Genomic DNA, 15,196 nt, shown 5'->3' with positions numbered 1-15,196 from the left:
GCCAATCCTGCAAAGAGCGAGCATGTCGCGAGCCCCCCTGATCCTTCTCTGCCTCGTCATCGGCCTGCTTTCGGGCGTCGCCATCGCCGGCATCTCACCCGTTGCCGCCGGTTATGCCGTCGCGATCGGCCAGCCGCTCGGCACGCTGTGGCTCAACGCGCTCCAGATGACGGTTGTCCCCCTTGTCGTCTCGCTGCTTGTCACCGGCGTCGCCGCCACCGCGCAGGCGGCCCGCGCCGGCCGGATCGCGGCGCGCGCGATCATCCTGTTCGTCGCGACCGTCACCGCCACCGGCACCATGGCCGCTCTCGCCGGCCCCCTCCTGCTCGACCTTTTCCCGGTGCCGCAGGCCGCCGCCGCAGCCTTGCGCGCCGCTCTCACCGATGCAGCCTCCGTCGCGCCGCCGCCACCGCTGGGCGAGTTCATCGCATCGATCGTGCCGACCAACGTGGTCAGCGCCGCGGCGAACAACGCCTTTCTGTCGCTGATCGTCTTCACCCTCGCCTTCGCCTTTGCCATCACCCGCCTCGACGAAGCGCCGCGCGCGCGCCTGATCGACTTCTTCACCGCGATCCGCGACGCCATGCTGATCCTGATCGAATGGGTCCTCCGCCTCGCCCCCATCGGCGTCTTCGCGCTGGCCCTCGTCGTCGGCGCCCGCGCCGGCACCGCGGCCTTCGGCGCGCTGGCGCACTATGTTCTGATCGTCTCGGCGATCGGTGTGCTCGTCATGCTGATGGCCTATGCCCTGGCGCTGGTCGGCGGTCGCATCGGCATCGTCCGCTTCGCCCGTGCGCTGGCGCCGGCGCAGGCGGTGGCGATCAGCACGCAATCTTCCCTCGCCAGCCTGCCGGCGATGCTTCAGGGCGCCCGGCGCCTCGGCATTGCGGAGTCCACCGCGGGCATGGTGCTGCCGCTCGCGGTCGCGATCCTGCGCGGCACGCAGCCGGCGATGAACATCGGCATCGCCGTCTATATCGCCCACTGGTTCGGCATCGCGATCACGCCGGGCGCGCTCGCCTCGGCGGTGTTCGTCGGCGTGCTGGTCTCGCTCGGCTCGGTCAGCCTGCCGGCGCAGATCACCTTTTACGCCTCGATCGCCCCCGTCTGTCAGGCGCTCGGCGTGCCCATCGCACCGTTGGGGCTGCTCATCGCCATCGAGACCTTTCCGGACATCTTCCGCACACTCGGCAATGTCAGCATGGACCTCGCCGCCACCGCAACCGTTTCGCACCTCAGCGGCACGACCGACCATGAGGGACATCCATGAAATATCGCAGCCTTGGCCCGGAATTCGAGGTGTCGGCACTCGGCCTCGGCTGCATGCCGATGGCTGGCATCGGCCGCGGCATGTATGGCGAGGCGAATGCGGACGAGGGCATCGCGACGATCCAGCGTGCGATCGATCTCGGCGTCACCCTGTTCGACACCGCCGAAATCTACGGCCCCCTCGTCAACGAGGAACTGCTCGGCCGCGCCGTCCGCGGCCGGCGCGACCGCGTCGTCATCGCGACCAAATTCGGCTTCCGCTATGACGAGAACGGCATGACCGGGGTCGATTCCACCCCCGACAATGTCCGCCGTGCCTGCGAGGGCTCGCTGCGCCGCCTCGGCGTCGAGACGATCGATCTCTTCTACCAGCACCGCGTCGACCCGAACGTGCCCATCGAAGATACGGTGGGCGCGATGGCGCGACTGGTCGAGGAAGGAAAGGTCCGCCGCCTCGGCCTGTCGGAGGCGGGTGCGGACACCATCCGCCGCGCCGCCGCCGTCCACCCGATCGCCGCGGTCCAGTCCGAATATTCGCTGTGGGAGCGCGATGTGGAGGGCGACATCCTTCCCGTCCTGCGCGAACTCGGCATCGGGTTCGTGCCCTACAGCCCGCTCGGCCGCGGCTTCCTGACCGGCCAGATCAAGACGCGCGACGACCTGCCCGAAGGGGATTATCGCCGCAACGACCCCCGCTATTCGGAAGAGAATTTTGGGCAGAACCTGAAGATCGTCGATGTCGCGCGCAGCATCGCCGACGCCCACGGCGCCAGCCCGGCACAGGTCGCGCTCGCCTGGCTGCTCGCACAAGGTGACGACATCGTCCCTATTCCCGGCGCCAAGCAGCGCCGGACGATGGAGGATTCGATGGCCGCCGCCGAACTCACGCTCTCGGCCGAAGACCTGCAACGCCTCGAAGAGGCCGCCCCGCGCGGCGGCACCGCGGGCCCGCGCTACGGCGAAAAAGCCCTGTCGATGACCCGGCTCTGACGGTTCGCGGGGTGGGGCGCCGTGCCCCACCCCACGCCTCACCGCCGCGGCGCCTTCTCGACCCGCGTATCGATCCCCGCCGCCGCCGGCTCGGCCAGCGCGTCCTCGCCGGCCAGTCCGTGCCCGGCATCCTCCTTCAACAGATCGAGATGCATCAGCCGCGCGACCAGCGGCGAGATCACCAGCACGACCACGCCGACCCCGATCGAGAACCAGCCGATCCGACCGTAGACCTCCAGCACCTTTTCCGGTCCGGCCCCCTCGCCGCCGCTCGCCTGCGCGATCAGGCCGGCGATGAAGTTGCCCGCCGCCGTCGCCAGGAACCAGGTACCCATCATCAGCCCGGTCATGCTGGGCAGCGACAGCCGCGTCATCGCCGCCAGCCCGACCGGCGAGAAGCACAGCTCCGCCATGGTGTGGATCAGATAGACCAGGAAGATGAAGATCACCGGCGTCGGCGCGCCCGCATAGGCCGCGGCACCCGCCACCAGCACCAGGAAGCCGGCACCCACCCCGATCAGGCCGATACCGAATTTCAGCGGCGCGCTCGGGTCCAGCCGCCGCTTGGCGAGCGCCGTCCACAGCCAGGCGAAGACCGGGGCCAGCAGGATGATGAAGATGCCGTTGACCGACTGGAAGGCCGATGCCGGCACCTCCCAGCCCAGGATCGTGCGATCCACCGACCGGTCGGTATAAACGTTCAGCGACGACCCCGCCTGCTCGAACAGCGCCCAGAACAGCGGACACAGCGCGATCAGGAACAGCGCGCCGAAGATGCGGTCGCGGTCCACCTTGTCCAGCGTGAACACCGCCTTGTAGAGGATGAACGCCACCGTGCCGGCCGCGAACACCAGCAGCAGCGTGCCCACCGCCTCCTGATAGCGGATCAGCACCCACAGCCCGAGCACCGCCAGGATGCCGACGGCGTAGATCGCCCATTCGCGGCTCAGCCCCAGCACCGCCCGCTCCTTCAGCACCGGCAGCGACGGCGCCTCGCCCGCGCCGTGCAGTTCGTGCTTCAGCGAGATGAACGCGACCAGGCCCAGCACCATGCCGACACCCGCGGCGCCGAAGCCCCAGGCCCAGCCCACCGTCTCGCCCAGCACGCCGCACACGATCGGCCCCAGCGATCCGCCGACATTGATCCCCATGTAGAAGATCGAGAAGGCGGGATCGCGCCTGGCGTCGTCGCGCGCATAAAGCTGCCCGACCAGCACCGAGATATTGGCCTTCAGGAAGCCGGTGCCCACCACGATCGAGGCGAGCGCCAGGTAGAAGCCGTTGAGATAGCCCCCTTGCGCACCCTGCGGCCCTTCGACCAGTGCGATCAGGATATGGCCAAAGGCGATGAATATCCCGCCCGCCAGCACCGCGCGTCTGGCGCCCAGATAGCGATCCGCCAGATAGCCGCCGATCACCGGCGTGACGTACACCAGCGAGGTATAGGCCGCGTAGATGCCGAAGGCGGGTTCGTCGGTGAACAGGAAATGCTTGGTCAGGTAGAAGACCAGGATCGCGCGCATGCCATAATAGGAAAAGCGCTCCCACATTTCGGTGAAGAACAGCAGGAACAGGCCGCGTGGGTGGCCCAGAAACGTCTTGCCGCGGCTTGCGGCCACATACGCACTCGCCATACGGGCGATCACTCCATTCAGGTGGCACGCTCCCCACGTGCCGGACGCCCGAACCCTAGCGGCAAAGCCGCGCCTGTAAACCTGCCGGCAAAGCCGCGCCTGTAAACATCGTGCGTAGATCGGTAAGGATGTGACATGCTCAACGACCGCTCGCACCCCCTCGCCTTTCTCGCCACGCGCCGCTCGGCCAAGCCGCGCGACCTTATCGGCCCCGGTCCCGATGCCGCCGATCTTGCGCAGATGCTGGCGATCGCCGCACGCACCCCCGATCACGGCAAGCTCGCCCCCTGGCGCTTCGTCATCGTTGGCGACGACCAGCGTGCCCGGCTGTCGCAGGTCATCACCACCGCCTACCGTGCCGAGCGTCCGCAGGCGTCCGCCACCGAAATCGCCGCCCTCGACCAGTTCGCACATCAGGCGCCCACGCTGGTCGTGCTGCTCTCCGCCCCCCGGCCCGACAGCCATATCCCGATGTGGGAACAGGAGCTGTCCGCCGGGGCGGTCGGCATGAACCTGCTCCATGCGGCGAACGCGCTCGGCTACGGCGCCGGCTGGCTGACCGGCTGGCCGGCCTTTTCGGCGGTGGTGCGCGACGCCTTCGGCCAGGCGCCCGAGCGCATCGTCGGCTTCTTCTTCATCGGCACCCCCGGCCGCCCGCTCGACGAACGCCCCCGCCCCGATATGGAACGCCTCGTCTCACAATGGGGTGATTGACCGTCGACTCACCCGCTCGCATGCTGTATTAACTCAGCATGACAGCACTTAGCGGCGAGGACAGCCCGGTCTATATCCGCCTGCGCGGCACCATTGCCGCCGGCATCCTCAACGGCACCTATCGCACGGGGGACCAGTTGCCCTCGGTCCGCGCCTTCGCTGCCGCGAACGGCGCCAACCCGCTCACCGTTGCCAAGGCCTATCAAAGCTTTCAGGACGACGGCTATGTCGAGGTCCGCCGCGGCGTCGGCATGTTCGTGCTGGCGGGCGCGGCCGAGCGCCTGCGCGCCGCCGAGCGCGACACCTTTGTCAACACCCAGTGGCCCCGCATCCGCGACCACATCACGCTGCTCGGCCTGGACCTGAACGACCTGATGGAGCGCGAACGGGCATAAATACCCTCTCCCCTTGGGGGAGAGGGCGTATTACCGCTCACCCCGGAAACAGCGCCGCCACTTCGTCGGCACCCAGGTTGATCCCGAACATCAGGCTCAACCGCATGCGATACACGCGCAGGTCGGTGATCGCCCCTTCGGCCTGCTCGGTGCCCGCCCGCCGCCGATAATGCAGGTCGGTCAACGACGCAAAACCATGCGGCAGCACGATGCTGGCGATCCGCAGGCTGGTGAACCGGCTGCCCGGCGCGGTCGATGCCCAGTGATTGCCCATCGCCAGGTCGGCGTCCCACACCCGCTCGGTGGTGAAGCTGTATTGCGGCTGGAACCCCTCACCACCCCCGCGCCCGTCGGTGGTCGCGGCATCGCCGTCGCGCAGCAGCATCCAGCCATGCTGCACGTCGCGCACCAGCCGGAACCGTGCACCATCGGGCGCGATCCCTTCCGCGCCTTCGACCAATGGCAGCGGCGGCGCATAGCTGCCGCCAAAACCGGGGTCGGCGATCCACTCCTGCTCGCCGATCGTCACCAGGCTGAACGTGTGGGTCAGCGGCGGCACCTCTCCCGCGCCCAGCCACACCCGCGCCAGCAGCGGCCGGGCGGCAAAGCCCAGCGCCGCCAGCGCATCCAGGAACAGGCGGTTCTGCTCGAAACAATATCCGCCGCGCCCCCCGGTCACCAGCTTGGCGAACACGCCGTCGCTGTCGATGGCGATTGCGCGGCCCAGCACGACGTCCAGATTTTCGAACGGGATCGACAGGCGATGCGCGCGCTGCAACCGCGCCAGCCCCTCCACATCGAGCGTGACCCGCGAAGGCAGGCCGATCCGGGCGAGATAAGCGTCGAGATCGAACATGCCCCGCCGGTAGCGCGCCCCGCCGCACTTGTCGAAAGCAAATCCGGCAGCCGTCGCGCCCTACACCGCCAGCACCGCCTTTGGCACATGATAGCCCTCGGCAAAGCCCTCCGGCGCATTGCACTCGATGCCGCGCAGCCGCGCCAGCGACAGGAACGTCTCCGGCCGGAACCATCGCCGGCCCTGCTGGCTGGGGAAGGACGCATGGATATGCGCCGCCTTGCGCTCGGCCACCTGCGCGCTCAGCGGCAGATAGGCGTTGGTCGGATGCAGGTCGGCATCATATTTCGGCACTTCATAGCCCAGGATCAGGTGATCGCGGAACGTGTTGCGCGTCATCGTGCCGATCAGCGCATGGTCCTGGTGCAGGTCGCCGACATGATGGGTCAGGATCAGGTCGGGCGCCGCCTCGCGCTTGATCGCCTCGAACACCGCCTTGATCGCGGGCGCCCGGTGCGCGAACAACCCGTCGGCAAAGGCATGCGGCTCCACCACGGCGGCTTGGCCCAGCAGGTCGCCGATGCTCGCCCGCGCTTCCGCCGCACGGTCGTCGCCGCCGCTGAACACCACGCAGCGTACCGATAGGGCCGGCCGCCGCGCCGCCAGCGTCAGCAACAGGCCGCCGCAACCGATCTCGATATCGTCCGAATGCGCCCCCAGGCACAGCACCCGCAACGGTGCGGCCGGGTCCGCGCCCAGCGCCAGGCCCAGCATGGTCAGCCCACCGCTTCCCGCCGGTCCGCCGTCGCTTCCCCGCGCCACACCTCCCAGGGCGCCGGTTCCGGCAGCCGCGCCGCCTCCAGCGCCATCACGTCCTTGAACGTGTCGCACGCCCGCCAGAAACCGTCATAAGGAAACGCCAGCAGCCGCCGCTCGCCGATCAACCGGTCGAACGCCCCTTCCACCAGATCGTCGTCATCGCCCAGATAATCGAAGATCTCGGCGCGAAACGCGAAAAAGCCGCCATTGATGCGCACGTCGATGCCGGTTCCCGCCTCGATCCCGGTCACCACGCCGTCATGGTCGTGGTGCAGGTAATGAAAGCTCTGCGTCGGGCGCACCGCGATCATCACGCCCACCGTATCGGCGCGCCCCTCCAGCACCCGCACGATATCGGGCAACGGCGCGTCCGACAGGCCATCGGCATAATTGGCCAGGAACACCGGTTCGCCGGCGACATAGCGCTGCACCGCCTTCAGCCGCTGCCCGATGCTGGTCAGCGGCCCGGTATCGACCAGCGATACCGTCAGCACGTCGCCCCATTCGTCGACCAGCCGGAACGTATGGCCCACCGCATCGCCCGCCACCGTCGGCATCGGCACCGCCCCCGACTGCCGGAAATAGGTCAGGAACGCCTCGACGCCGTATCCCAGGCACAACACGAACTCGCGGTGCCCGTGATGGGCATAATAGTTCATGATGTACCACAGGAGCGGCCGCTCGCCGATATGGACCAGGGGCTTGGGCGTCGTCGGCGCGAAATCGCGCATCCGCGTGCCCATCCCCCCGCAGAACAGGACGACCTTCATCTGCACTCCCCGCATCCATGGTTCGAAAACCTTTGCAGGGGCCACGCTATGCCGTTTCACCCGGCCGCCAAATCGCGCAACCGGACTAGCCGTTAAGAACTAAACTCGATCAAGATTTACCCAGTTTCGGATGTCTATCTACCTGTTATTCCGCAAAAAGCTCCGCCTCCACGGCATAAAGCACATCGGCCGGGGCCTGCGCCGCCGCGACCAGCCCCAGTGCTTCGGACACGATCTGCTCCAGATAGAAGCGCACGCACGCCCGCTTCATCCGCATGGACGGCGCATCGCCGGTCGCCGCCCGCCCCTGCCGCTCCATCAGCCAGCCGCAGGTCGCGACCGACACCATGGTCAGGAAGGGGTAGCTCGCCGCCAGCCGATCGTCGGCGGACGCGTCGGCCAGTGCCTGTCCCGTCGCCTCGCAGGCATCGATCAGGGCGATCAGCCGTGCGTCCTGCGCCTCGTCGCGCATGTCGGCGATCAGTTCGGCAAAAACCCCGCCCCCGCTCGCCTCGCGCCCCAGCGCCAGCTTGCGCCCGACCAGATCCGCTGCCTGGATGCCGTTGGTGCCCTCGTAGATTGAGGTGATGCGCACGTCGCGGAAGAACTGCGCCGCCCCGGTTTCCTCGATGTAACCCATGCCGCCATGCACCTGGATGCCCAGCGAGGCGACCTCGTTGCCCAGGTCGGTGCCATGCGCCTTGGCCAGCGGCGTCACCAGCTCCAGCCGGCCCCGCGCCCGCGCATCGCCCGCTCCCGCCCGGTCCACCTGCCCCGCGGCATAATAGACCAGCGCGCGTGCTCCTTGCGTCTGCGCCTTCATCCGCATCAGCATGCGCCGCACGTCGGGATGCTCCACGATCCGCACCGCATCGCGCGAGGTGCCGCCCGCGCGGGCCGACTGCACCCGCTCCAGCGCATAGGCGACGGCGGCCTGCGTCGCCGCTTCCGCCGCCTGCACGCCCTGCAATCCGACGTTCAGCCGCGCATTGTTCATCATCGTGAACATCGCGCGCATGCCGCCATGCTCCGGCCCGATCAGCTCGCCCACGCAGTCGTCATGATCGCCGAACGACAGCACGCAGGTGGGGGATGCATGCAGCCCCATCTTGTGTTCGATCGACACCACCCGCACGTCGTTCGCCGCACCCGGCCGGCCGTCCGCGTCCAGCCGGAACTTGGGCACCAGGAACAGGCTGATCCCCTTGGTGCCCACCGGCGCATCGGGCGTCCGCGCCAGCACCAGATGGACGATGTTCTCGGCCATGTCGTGGTCGCCGAACGAGATGAAGATCTTGGTGCCCTTGATGCGCCATGTTCCGTCGCCGCGCGGGGTGGCGGTGGTGCGCAGCGCGCCCACGTCCGATCCCGCCTGCGGCTCGGTCAGGTTCATCGTTCCCGTCCATGCCCCCGTCGCCAGATGCGGCAGGTACAGCCGCTGCTGCTCCGCGCTGCCATGATGCGCCAGCGCCTCGATCGCGCCCACCGTCAGCGTCGGGCACAGCGCGAACGCCATGTTGGCGGTGCCCAGCGTGTCCAGCACCGCGGTCTGGATCGCAAAGGGCAGGCCCTGGCCGCCATGCGCTTCGGGCACTCCGATCGTGCCCCAGCCGCCGTCCACATAATCGCGGTAGGCCTCGGCATAGCCGTCCGGCATGCGCACGCCCTCGGGCGTCCAGCGCGCACCCACCGTGTCGCCTGCACGCAGCAGCGGCGCCCATTCGCCCGCGGCGAACGCGCCCACCCCTTCCAGCACGGCATCGATCACATCGTCGCTCGCCGCCGCGAACCGCTCGGTCGCGGCCAGCTCGCCCACGCGCACGACATGGTCCAGCACGAACCGCTGCTCGGCGGTGATCGGGGTGAAGGGCATCGGCATCCTCTTATCGCTCTGGTTGGAACCCGATATAGCCGCCCGCCATGGCCTCTCCAAATCCCAGCATCTTACCCTACGGCATGGCTGCATTGGCCGAGGCCGCCCGAGTCGTCGCGGCCGGCGGGTTGGTCGCGGTGCCGACCGAGACGGTCTACGGCCTTGCCGCGAACGCCACCGACGGCGCCGCGGTCGCGCGCATCTATGCAGCCAAGGGGCGACCGTCCTTCAACCCGCTGATCGTCCACGTCCCCGATCTCGCCACCGCCGAAACCCTCGCCGGTTTCGATGAAGAGGCGCATGCGCTCGCCACCGCCTTCTGGCCCGGCCCGCTCACCCTGGTCCGCCCGCTCAGGGCCGGCGGGCCGCTGTCCGCGCTGGTGACGGCCGGGCTCGACACGGTGGCACTCCGCGTCCCCCGCCACCGCGCGATGCAATCGCTGCTCGAACATTGCGGCGTCCCCCTCGCCGCCCCTTCCGCCAACGCCAGCGGCGGCATCAGCCCCACCACCGCCGAACACGTCGCCGCCAGCCTGGGCGCCGCCGCCCTGATCCTCGACGACGGCGCTACCCCTGCCGGCCTTGAATCCACCATCGTCGCCGGCCGCACCATCCTGCGCCCCGGCCCCGTCACCGCCGCCATGCTGGAAAGCGTGCTGGGCAGCGTCAGCCGCGGCGCCGAGCATCCCGCCGTCATCACCGCGCCCGGCCAGCTCGCCAGCCACTACGCCCCTGCCAAGCCGCTCCGCCTGAACGCGGTCGGGGCCGACGCGGACGAATGGCTGATCGGCTATGGTCCGGTCGGTGGCGATGAAACGCTGTCGGCCACCGGGGACCCGCTGGAGGCCGCGGCCAATCTGTTCGCCGCACTCCACCGCGCGGACGCCGCCGCATCGATGCGCATCGCGGTTGCGCCCATCCCGATGGACGGCATTGGCGAGGCGATCAACGACCGCCTGCGCCGCGCCGCGCATCCGTGATCGTCAATCGTTCCGCGGCACCGAGTCGCCCCGCGCCGGCGTGCTGCCATCCGCGGGATAGTCGTCCGTTCCGCCGACCTCGCCCGGTCCCTGATCGTCGCCCGTCACCGCTTCGCGCGATCCCGCGCTGCTGCCGATCGGCGCACCGGTCACCGCGCGTTCGCCGTCATCGTCGTTGGGCCGGGTCGGAGGCGCCATCACTCGCCCCCCTGCACGCTCAGATCCTCGGTCAATTGTTCTTCCAGCGATTCGCCGCCTTCGCGCTCGGCGGGCTCGTTCTTGCTTGCAACATTCTCGCCTGTGGTCTGGTCGTCATTGGCTGGGAACTGGGGATCGGCCATGATCGCTCTCCTGTTATGATTGCATCCTCAACGCACGGAACGGGGGTTGGAGCCGCATGATCCGCCGCGCCCGCACCCTGCCCCCCGCCCTGGCCGGCATCGCCGCCGCCGCAGTCGCACTCGGCCTCGTCCTTCTGGTCGGGCTGGCGGTGGATCGCTGGTCCTTCGCCTTCGATCACGCGATCCTTGTCTCCTTGCGGGCATGGGGTGGGCCGTCATGGCTGCCGCGCGTCGCAAAGGACGTCACCGCGCTTGGCGGCGCCGTGATCCTCACCCTCGTGGTGATCGCGGTCACCGGGCTGTTGCTCGTGCAGCGTCTGTGGCTCACCGCCCTGGCGGTCCTCGCTGCCTCGATCAGCGGCGGCATGGCGGTGGATGCGATCAAGGCATGGGCCGGTCGCGCCCGCCCCGATCTGGTCGATCATTTCGTCACCGTGACCAATGCTAGCTTCCCCAGCGGCCACGCCGCCAACAGCGCCACCGTCTATCTGACGGTCGCCGCCCTCTCGACACAGGTGCTGCGACAGTCGGCGGCGCGCACCTACACCGTCGTGGTCGCCGTGCTGCTCGTCGGCGCGATCGGGCTCAGCCGCATCTATCTGGGTGTCCACTGGCCGACCGACGTGCTCGCCGGCTGGTCGTTCGGCACGCTGTGGGCGCTCGCCTGGTGGTGGGCGACCGAGCGCGCCCGCGCCTCAATCGGCGGCGAGCGCTAGAGCGGTTTCCGACCGATCTGCGCCGTCGTGACGGAGCCGATTTTGGTTCAGGGCAAGAAGCGAGGAGCGGAGCGATGCCGGGGCATCGTGACCGACGAGCGACGTGGCCCTGGGCCAAAATCGGCCCGCCCCGAAGGGGTTGCATCAGGAAGGCCGCTGGACGTCGTCGCGACGCTCGCAGGGGCCGACCAGCCCCTGCTTCGCGCCGCTCCTAGCCAGCAGCCTTCCTGATGCAATCATGATGACGCAGATCGGTCGGAAACCGCTCTAGCAGCGCGCGCGCCGCCTTCAGGTGCGGCGCATCCACCATCCGCCCGTTCAGTTGCAGCGCGCCCGCTCCCGGATTGGCGGCGAACAGATCGACGATCGCCTGCGCCGCCGCCAGTTCCTCCGCACTCGGGGTAAAGGCGGCGTTGATCACCGCCACCTGCGCCGGATGGATCGCCATCATGCCGGTAAAGCCGTCGCGCCGCCCCCGCGCGGCATAGGCCGCCAGCCCGTCCAGGTCGCGAAAGTCCGGATACACCGTCTCGATCGCCGGCACGCCCGCGGCATGCGCTCCGAACAGGGTCAGCGACCGGGCCATCTGATAGGGCGCGGTATAGCCGCCATCCGCCTCGCGCGAGGTCGCCGCCCCGATCGCGGCGGGCAGGTCCTCCGCCCCCCAGGTCAGCCCCGCCAGCCGCGGCGTCACCCCGGCATAGCTGCCCAGTTGAAAGATCGCCGCCGGCGTCTCGGTCGCAATGGGCAGGATCGCCACCTCGCCGCTCAACCGCGCGTCCAGCGCCGCCAGTGTCCGCGCCCCCTCCGCCTTGGGCAGCACCAGCCCGCCCGGCCCCGCGGGCAGGATCGCGGCCAGGTCCTCCTCCGCCAGTTCGCCGTCCAGCGGATTGATCCGCACGAACAGCGCCGGCCGGCCATCGCGCGGTTCGCGCAGGAACGCCGCCACCGCCTCCCGCGCTGCCGGTTTGGCCGCGGGGGCGACCGCATCCTCCAGGTCCAGGATCAGCGCGTCCGCGCCGCTGTTGCACGCCTTGGCCATGCGATCGGGGCGATCGCCAGGCACGAACAACAGCGAGCGCAGCCGCACCTTACTTGCCCATCTCGGCCAGCTTGCGCTCCCAGGCCAGCGCATCGCGCACGATCCCGTCCAGATCGTCGCGCTCCGGCCGCCAGGGCAGCGCCGCCAGGATCGCGCCGTTGTCGGCGACCAGCTCTGCCGGATCGCCCGCGCGGCGCCCTTCCATGCGGCGCTCGATCGTCATGTTGGTCACCCGGTCGACCGCGTCCAGCACCTCCAGCACCGAGAAGCCGCGACCATAGCCGCAGTTCAGCGTATGGCTCTCGCCCGGCTCCGCCACCAGCAGTTCCAGCGCCGCGACATGCGCCGCCGCCAGGTCCGATACGTGGATGTAATCGCGCACGCCCGTCCCGTCGCGCGTGGCAAAATCGGTGCCGTACACGCCGACATGGCCGCGCTTGCCCGTCGCCGCCTCGACCGCGATCTTGATGAGGTGCGTCGCCCCCACCGTCGACTGCCCCGAACGGCCCGCCGGATCGGCCCCCGCCACGTTGAAGTAGCGCAGCGCGCAATAGTTGATCGGATGCGCGGCCGCGATGTCCTTCAGCATGATCTCCGTCATCAGCTTCGACATGCCGTACGGATTGATCGGCGCCTTGGGATCGCCCTCCTGCACCGGCACCCGCTCCGGCGTGCCATAGGTCGCCGCCGTCGACGAGAAGATGAAATGCGGCACGCCCTCGGCCACCGCCGCCTCGATCAGCGCGCGGCTCGCCGCGGTGTTGTTCCGATAATATTTCAGCGGATCGCTGACCGACTCGGGCACCACCACCGACCCGGCGAAGTGCATGATCGCGCGCACGCCGTGCTCGCGGATCGTGGTGCGGATCGTCTCGATGTCGGACACGTCGGCCTCGACCAGCGTCGCGCGGGAATCGACCGCCCAGGCAAAGCCGGTGACCAGATTGTCGACCACCACCACGTCGTAGCCGGCATCGGCCAGCGCCAGCACCGCATGGCTGCCGATATAGCCTGCGCCGCCGGTGACCATCACCTTGCCGCTCAACCGCGTGTCGCTCATCCGCCCGTCACTCCCTTGGCCGTCCATGGATTGCCTCGCGGTAGCGGCTTCTTATCTAAGCGCAAAGACCAAGGAGTTATTCCATGACCGACTATGTGACACTCGCCGGCGGCTGTTTCTGGTGTACCGAGGCGGTGTTCAAGGACGTGATCGGCGTAGAGTCGGTCGAAAGCGGCTATATCGGCGGCAGCGTCGCCAACCCGACCTATAAGCAGGTGTGCGGCGGTGATACCGGCCATGCCGAGGCGATCCGCATCGGCTTCGATCCCGAACAGCTTGCTCTCGACGATCTGCTCGACATCTATTTCGCCACGCATGATCCGACGCAGCTGAACCGCCAGGGCAACGATGTCGGCACCCAGTATCGCTCGGCGATGTTCCCCGCCTCGCCCGAACAGGAAGCGGCGATGAAGGCGGCGATCGAGCGGAACCAGGCCGACCAGCCCAAGCCCATCGTCACCACCATCGAACCGATGGCCGAATGGTATCCGGCGGAGGATTACCATCAGGACTATTGGGAAACCTCGGGCCGTTCGAACCCGTATTGCATGGCGGTGATCCCGCCCAAGCTGCAAAAGCTGCGCAAGAGCTTCGCCGCCCGCTCGCGCGCGGTCACCGCCTGACCCGTTGCCGCCCTCCCGCATCCGGGGGGGCGGCAGCCGTCACGCCGTCCGGTACAGGATCAGCCCGATCGCGGAGATGCGCTCCACCTCGCCATAGCCGGGCTGGTCCAGATCCTCGCTGAAGATGTCCGGGTCCAGCTCGCGATAGTCGAGTTCGAACCCCGTCGCCGGCAGGCGCTCGCGCAGCGCATCCAGCAGCACGTCGCGCCCTTCCACGATCGACACGCCGGTATGCAGGATCAGGCGCCCGCCCGGTGCCAGCAGCGCGCTGCCCTGCATCACCCATTCCAGTGACAGCCGTGCCCCGTACAGATCGCCGCCATCGCGATAGGCACGTCGGCCTTCGTCGATCATGAACGGCGGATGGGTGACGATCAGGTCATATCCGGCATCCAGATCGCGCGGCGCCTGCACCTGCATGCAGGCATGTCGCAACCCGGCATGCTCCGCATTGATGCCCGCCAGGAACAGCGCCTTGGGATTGATGTCCGCCAGCGTCAGGTGCCCGTCCCGGGTCCGCGCCGCGGCGGTGATCCCGCCCACGCCCGCCCCGGCCCCATAATCCAGCACCCGTCGCGCATCGGGCGCCATGCCGGCCGCGATGAACTGCGCGAAACGGTGGCTGTCCGGTCCCAGGAACACCGAATCCTCGGCAAGGGTCGGATAGGCGGAATGCAGGAACAGATGTCCCTCCACCGTCGACGCACGCAGGGTCGGTGCATAACGCTCCCCACCCAGGGGCCGAACCGCGCCCGCCGCCTCCAGCAGCGCCATCATGTCGGCATCCACCACGTCGCGCGTGAACGGCAGGCTCCAGCCCAATATGTCGCGCAGCGATCCGGCGATCCGGCGCGTCGGGCGCTTCAGCACGCGGGCATGCGTCGCCGGCGTCGCCGTCACGAAGCGATAGTCACGCGCGTCCAGCGCGCGCAGCAGCACCAGCAATGCGGCGCGGCGCTCGGGCGAGAACCAGGCCACTTCCCCTTGCGTGGCGTCGGGATCAAGAACAACGTTTACCTGGGTTAACATGCTGATCGTCCACGTTTATTATCGTGCAGTAACGACCCACGCTTTGTACGTTTCCCGACAAATACACTGATCGCGATCAGTGCGCAGGCGCCTTGGCCGACGAGCGGGTTGCACAATCAGGTAAAGCGAACGATCCTGCCGCTTC

General features: G+C 68.6%; 17 protein-coding genes. 7 read left to right on the top strand and 10 right to left on the bottom strand.

Annotation, left to right across the window (positions count from 1 at the left end):
• Positions 1-22: 22 nt before the first annotated feature.
• Positions 23-1,270 carry a cation:dicarboxylase symporter family transporter gene (locus OXR08_RS01145; protein WP_267347249.1) on the top strand — a complete coding sequence of 416 codons (1,248 nt, stop codon included), beginning with the start codon at positions 23-25 and terminating at the stop codon, positions 1,268-1,270.
• Positions 1,267-2,259: an aldo/keto reductase gene (locus OXR08_RS01140; RefSeq protein ID WP_267347248.1), complete on the top strand. Its 993-nt coding sequence runs from the start codon at positions 1,267-1,269 to the stop codon at positions 2,257-2,259. The genes OXR08_RS01145 and OXR08_RS01140 overlap by 4 nt, the downstream gene beginning before the upstream one ends.
• A 38-nt stretch (positions 2,260-2,297) precedes the next feature.
• Here OXR08_RS01140 and OXR08_RS01135 read toward each other — a convergent pair whose 3' ends face one another.
• Positions 2,298-3,893 (bottom strand): peptide MFS transporter, encoded by a 1,596-nt coding sequence (locus OXR08_RS01135; RefSeq protein ID WP_112381516.1) that lies wholly within the window; start codon positions 3,891-3,893, stop codon positions 2,298-2,300.
• 135 nt (positions 3,894-4,028) lie between these two features.
• Between OXR08_RS01135 and OXR08_RS01130 the strand changes: the two genes are divergently transcribed.
• Entirely contained in the window at positions 4,029-4,607 is a 579-nt protein-coding gene (locus OXR08_RS01130) for a nitroreductase (RefSeq protein ID WP_267347247.1), read from the top strand.
• Between the two features lie 38 nt (positions 4,608-4,645).
• Positions 4,646-5,002, top strand: coding sequence for a GntR family transcriptional regulator (locus tag OXR08_RS01125; RefSeq protein ID WP_112381518.1), 357 nt, complete (start codon positions 4,646-4,648; stop codon positions 5,000-5,002).
• Positions 5,003-5,039: 37 nt separating this feature from the next.
• Here the strand turns inward: OXR08_RS01125 and OXR08_RS01120 are convergent, their stop codons facing one another.
• The 4 genes from OXR08_RS01120 to OXR08_RS01105 all read right to left on the bottom strand — a co-directional run bounded on the left by OXR08_RS01120 (position 5,040) and on the right by OXR08_RS01105 (position 9,266).
• A complete protein-coding gene (locus tag OXR08_RS01120; RefSeq protein ID WP_112381519.1) occupies positions 5,040-5,858 on the bottom strand; it encodes an arylamine N-acetyltransferase in 819 nt (272 codons plus the stop codon).
• A 60-nt stretch (positions 5,859-5,918) separates the two neighbouring features.
• Positions 5,919-6,572 (bottom strand): PIG-L family deacetylase, encoded by a 654-nt coding sequence (locus OXR08_RS01115; protein ID WP_267347246.1) that lies wholly within the window; start codon positions 6,570-6,572, stop codon positions 5,919-5,921.
• 2 nt (positions 6,573-6,574) lie between these two features.
• The gene (locus OXR08_RS01110; protein WP_160146729.1) at positions 6,575-7,387 is read right to left on the bottom strand and encodes a sugar phosphate nucleotidyltransferase; all 813 of its coding nucleotides are present in this window, start codon (positions 7,385-7,387) and stop codon (positions 6,575-6,577) included.
• Between the two features lie 145 nt (positions 7,388-7,532).
• Positions 7,533-9,266 carry an acyl-CoA dehydrogenase gene (locus tag OXR08_RS01105; protein WP_267347245.1) on the bottom strand — a complete coding sequence of 578 codons (1,734 nt, stop codon included), beginning with the start codon at positions 9,264-9,266 and terminating at the stop codon, positions 7,533-7,535.
• A gap of 77 nt (positions 9,267-9,343) precedes the next feature.
• On the opposite strand from OXR08_RS01105, the gene OXR08_RS01100 reads away from it, so the two are divergent.
• The gene (locus OXR08_RS01100; RefSeq protein ID WP_267347244.1) at positions 9,344-10,240 is read left to right on the top strand and encodes an L-threonylcarbamoyladenylate synthase; all 897 of its coding nucleotides are present in this window, start codon (positions 9,344-9,346) and stop codon (positions 10,238-10,240) included.
• Positions 10,241-10,243: 3 nt separating this feature from the next.
• Here OXR08_RS01100 and OXR08_RS01095 read toward each other — a convergent pair whose 3' ends face one another.
• Complete coding sequence (locus tag OXR08_RS01095; protein ID WP_112381524.1) at positions 10,244-10,438, bottom strand: hypothetical protein; 195 nt, start codon at positions 10,436-10,438, stop codon at positions 10,244-10,246.
• On the bottom strand, positions 10,438-10,581 hold the full coding sequence (locus OXR08_RS01090) for a hypothetical protein (RefSeq protein WP_160146730.1): 144 nt from the start codon (positions 10,579-10,581) through the stop codon (positions 10,438-10,440). The genes OXR08_RS01095 and OXR08_RS01090 overlap by 1 nt, the downstream gene beginning before the upstream one ends.
• Positions 10,582-10,637: 56 nt before the next feature.
• On the opposite strand from OXR08_RS01090, the gene OXR08_RS01085 reads away from it, so the two are divergent.
• Positions 10,638-11,297 (top strand): phosphatase PAP2 family protein, encoded by a 660-nt coding sequence (locus OXR08_RS01085; protein ID WP_267347243.1) that lies wholly within the window; start codon positions 10,638-10,640, stop codon positions 11,295-11,297.
• A 211-nt stretch (positions 11,298-11,508) separates the two neighbouring features.
• Here OXR08_RS01085 and OXR08_RS01080 read toward each other — a convergent pair whose 3' ends face one another.
• The gene (locus OXR08_RS01080) at positions 11,509-12,387 is read right to left on the bottom strand and encodes a CoA ester lyase (protein WP_267347242.1); all 879 of its coding nucleotides are present in this window, start codon (positions 12,385-12,387) and stop codon (positions 11,509-11,511) included.
• Between the two features lies 1 nt (position 12,388).
• Positions 12,389-13,426, bottom strand: a complete 1,038-nt coding sequence (gene galE, locus OXR08_RS01075; protein WP_267347241.1) for a UDP-glucose 4-epimerase GalE — start codon at positions 13,424-13,426, stop codon at positions 12,389-12,391.
• 56 nt (positions 13,427-13,482) lie between these two features.
• On the opposite strand from galE, the gene msrA reads away from it, so the two are divergent.
• A complete protein-coding gene (gene msrA / locus OXR08_RS01070) occupies positions 13,483-14,022 on the top strand; it encodes a peptide-methionine (S)-S-oxide reductase MsrA (protein ID WP_112381528.1) in 540 nt (179 codons plus the stop codon).
• A 39-nt stretch (positions 14,023-14,061) separates the two neighbouring features.
• Here the strand turns inward: msrA and OXR08_RS18665 are convergent, their stop codons facing one another.
• The gene (locus OXR08_RS18665; protein ID WP_267347240.1) at positions 14,062-15,000 is read right to left on the bottom strand and encodes a methyltransferase; all 939 of its coding nucleotides are present in this window, start codon (positions 14,998-15,000) and stop codon (positions 14,062-14,064) included.
• Between the last annotated feature and the right edge of the window lie 196 nt (positions 15,001-15,196).

The organism is Sphingomonas sp. GM_Shp_2, from assembly GCF_026540875.1.
In the GTDB taxonomy this organism is placed as follows: Bacteria; Pseudomonadota; Alphaproteobacteria; order Sphingomonadales; family Sphingomonadaceae; genus Sphingomonas; species Sphingomonas carotinifaciens.
The sequence above is the reverse complement of the archived record's forward strand: the minus strand, read 5'-3'. Positions and strand labels throughout refer to the sequence as shown.

What these genes read in the sequence shown, in the direction of transcription:
- galE (WP_267347241.1), bottom strand. Translation starts at nt 13,426, where the DNA reads ATGGACGGCCAAGGGAGTGACGGGCGGATGAGCGACACGCGGTTGAGC.
- msrA (WP_112381528.1), top strand. Translation starts at nt 13,483, where the DNA reads ATGACCGACTATGTGACACTCGCCGGCGGCTGTTTCTGGTGTACCGAG.
- OXR08_RS01095 (WP_112381524.1), bottom strand. Translation starts at nt 10,438, where the DNA reads ATGGCGCCTCCGACCCGGCCCAACGACGATGACGGCGAACGCGCGGTG.
- OXR08_RS01135 (WP_112381516.1), bottom strand. Translation starts at nt 3,893, where the DNA reads ATGGCGAGTGCGTATGTGGCCGCAAGCCGCGGCAAGACGTTTCTGGGC.
- OXR08_RS01085 (WP_267347243.1), top strand. Translation starts at nt 10,638, where the DNA reads ATGATCCGCCGCGCCCGCACCCTGCCCCCCGCCCTGGCCGGCATCGCC.
- OXR08_RS01125 (WP_112381518.1), top strand. Translation starts at nt 4,646, where the DNA reads ATGACAGCACTTAGCGGCGAGGACAGCCCGGTCTATATCCGCCTGCGC.
- OXR08_RS01090 (WP_160146730.1), bottom strand. Translation starts at nt 10,581, where the DNA reads ATGGCCGATCCCCAGTTCCCAGCCAATGACGACCAGACCACAGGCGAG.
- OXR08_RS01140 (WP_267347248.1), top strand. Translation starts at nt 1,267, where the DNA reads ATGAAATATCGCAGCCTTGGCCCGGAATTCGAGGTGTCGGCACTCGGC.
- OXR08_RS01105 (WP_267347245.1), bottom strand. Translation starts at nt 9,266, where the DNA reads ATGCCGATGCCCTTCACCCCGATCACCGCCGAGCAGCGGTTCGTGCTG.
- OXR08_RS01145 (WP_267347249.1), top strand. Translation starts at nt 23, where the DNA reads ATGTCGCGAGCCCCCCTGATCCTTCTCTGCCTCGTCATCGGCCTGCTT.
- OXR08_RS01110 (WP_160146729.1), bottom strand. Translation starts at nt 7,387, where the DNA reads ATGAAGGTCGTCCTGTTCTGCGGGGGGATGGGCACGCGGATGCGCGAT.
- OXR08_RS01120 (WP_112381519.1), bottom strand. Translation starts at nt 5,858, where the DNA reads ATGTTCGATCTCGACGCTTATCTCGCCCGGATCGGCCTGCCTTCGCGG.
- OXR08_RS01115 (WP_267347246.1), bottom strand. Translation starts at nt 6,572, where the DNA reads ATGCTGGGCCTGGCGCTGGGCGCGGACCCGGCCGCACCGTTGCGGGTG.
- OXR08_RS01130 (WP_267347247.1), top strand. Translation starts at nt 4,029, where the DNA reads ATGCTCAACGACCGCTCGCACCCCCTCGCCTTTCTCGCCACGCGCCGC.
- OXR08_RS01100 (WP_267347244.1), top strand. Translation starts at nt 9,344, where the DNA reads ATGGCTGCATTGGCCGAGGCCGCCCGAGTCGTCGCGGCCGGCGGGTTG.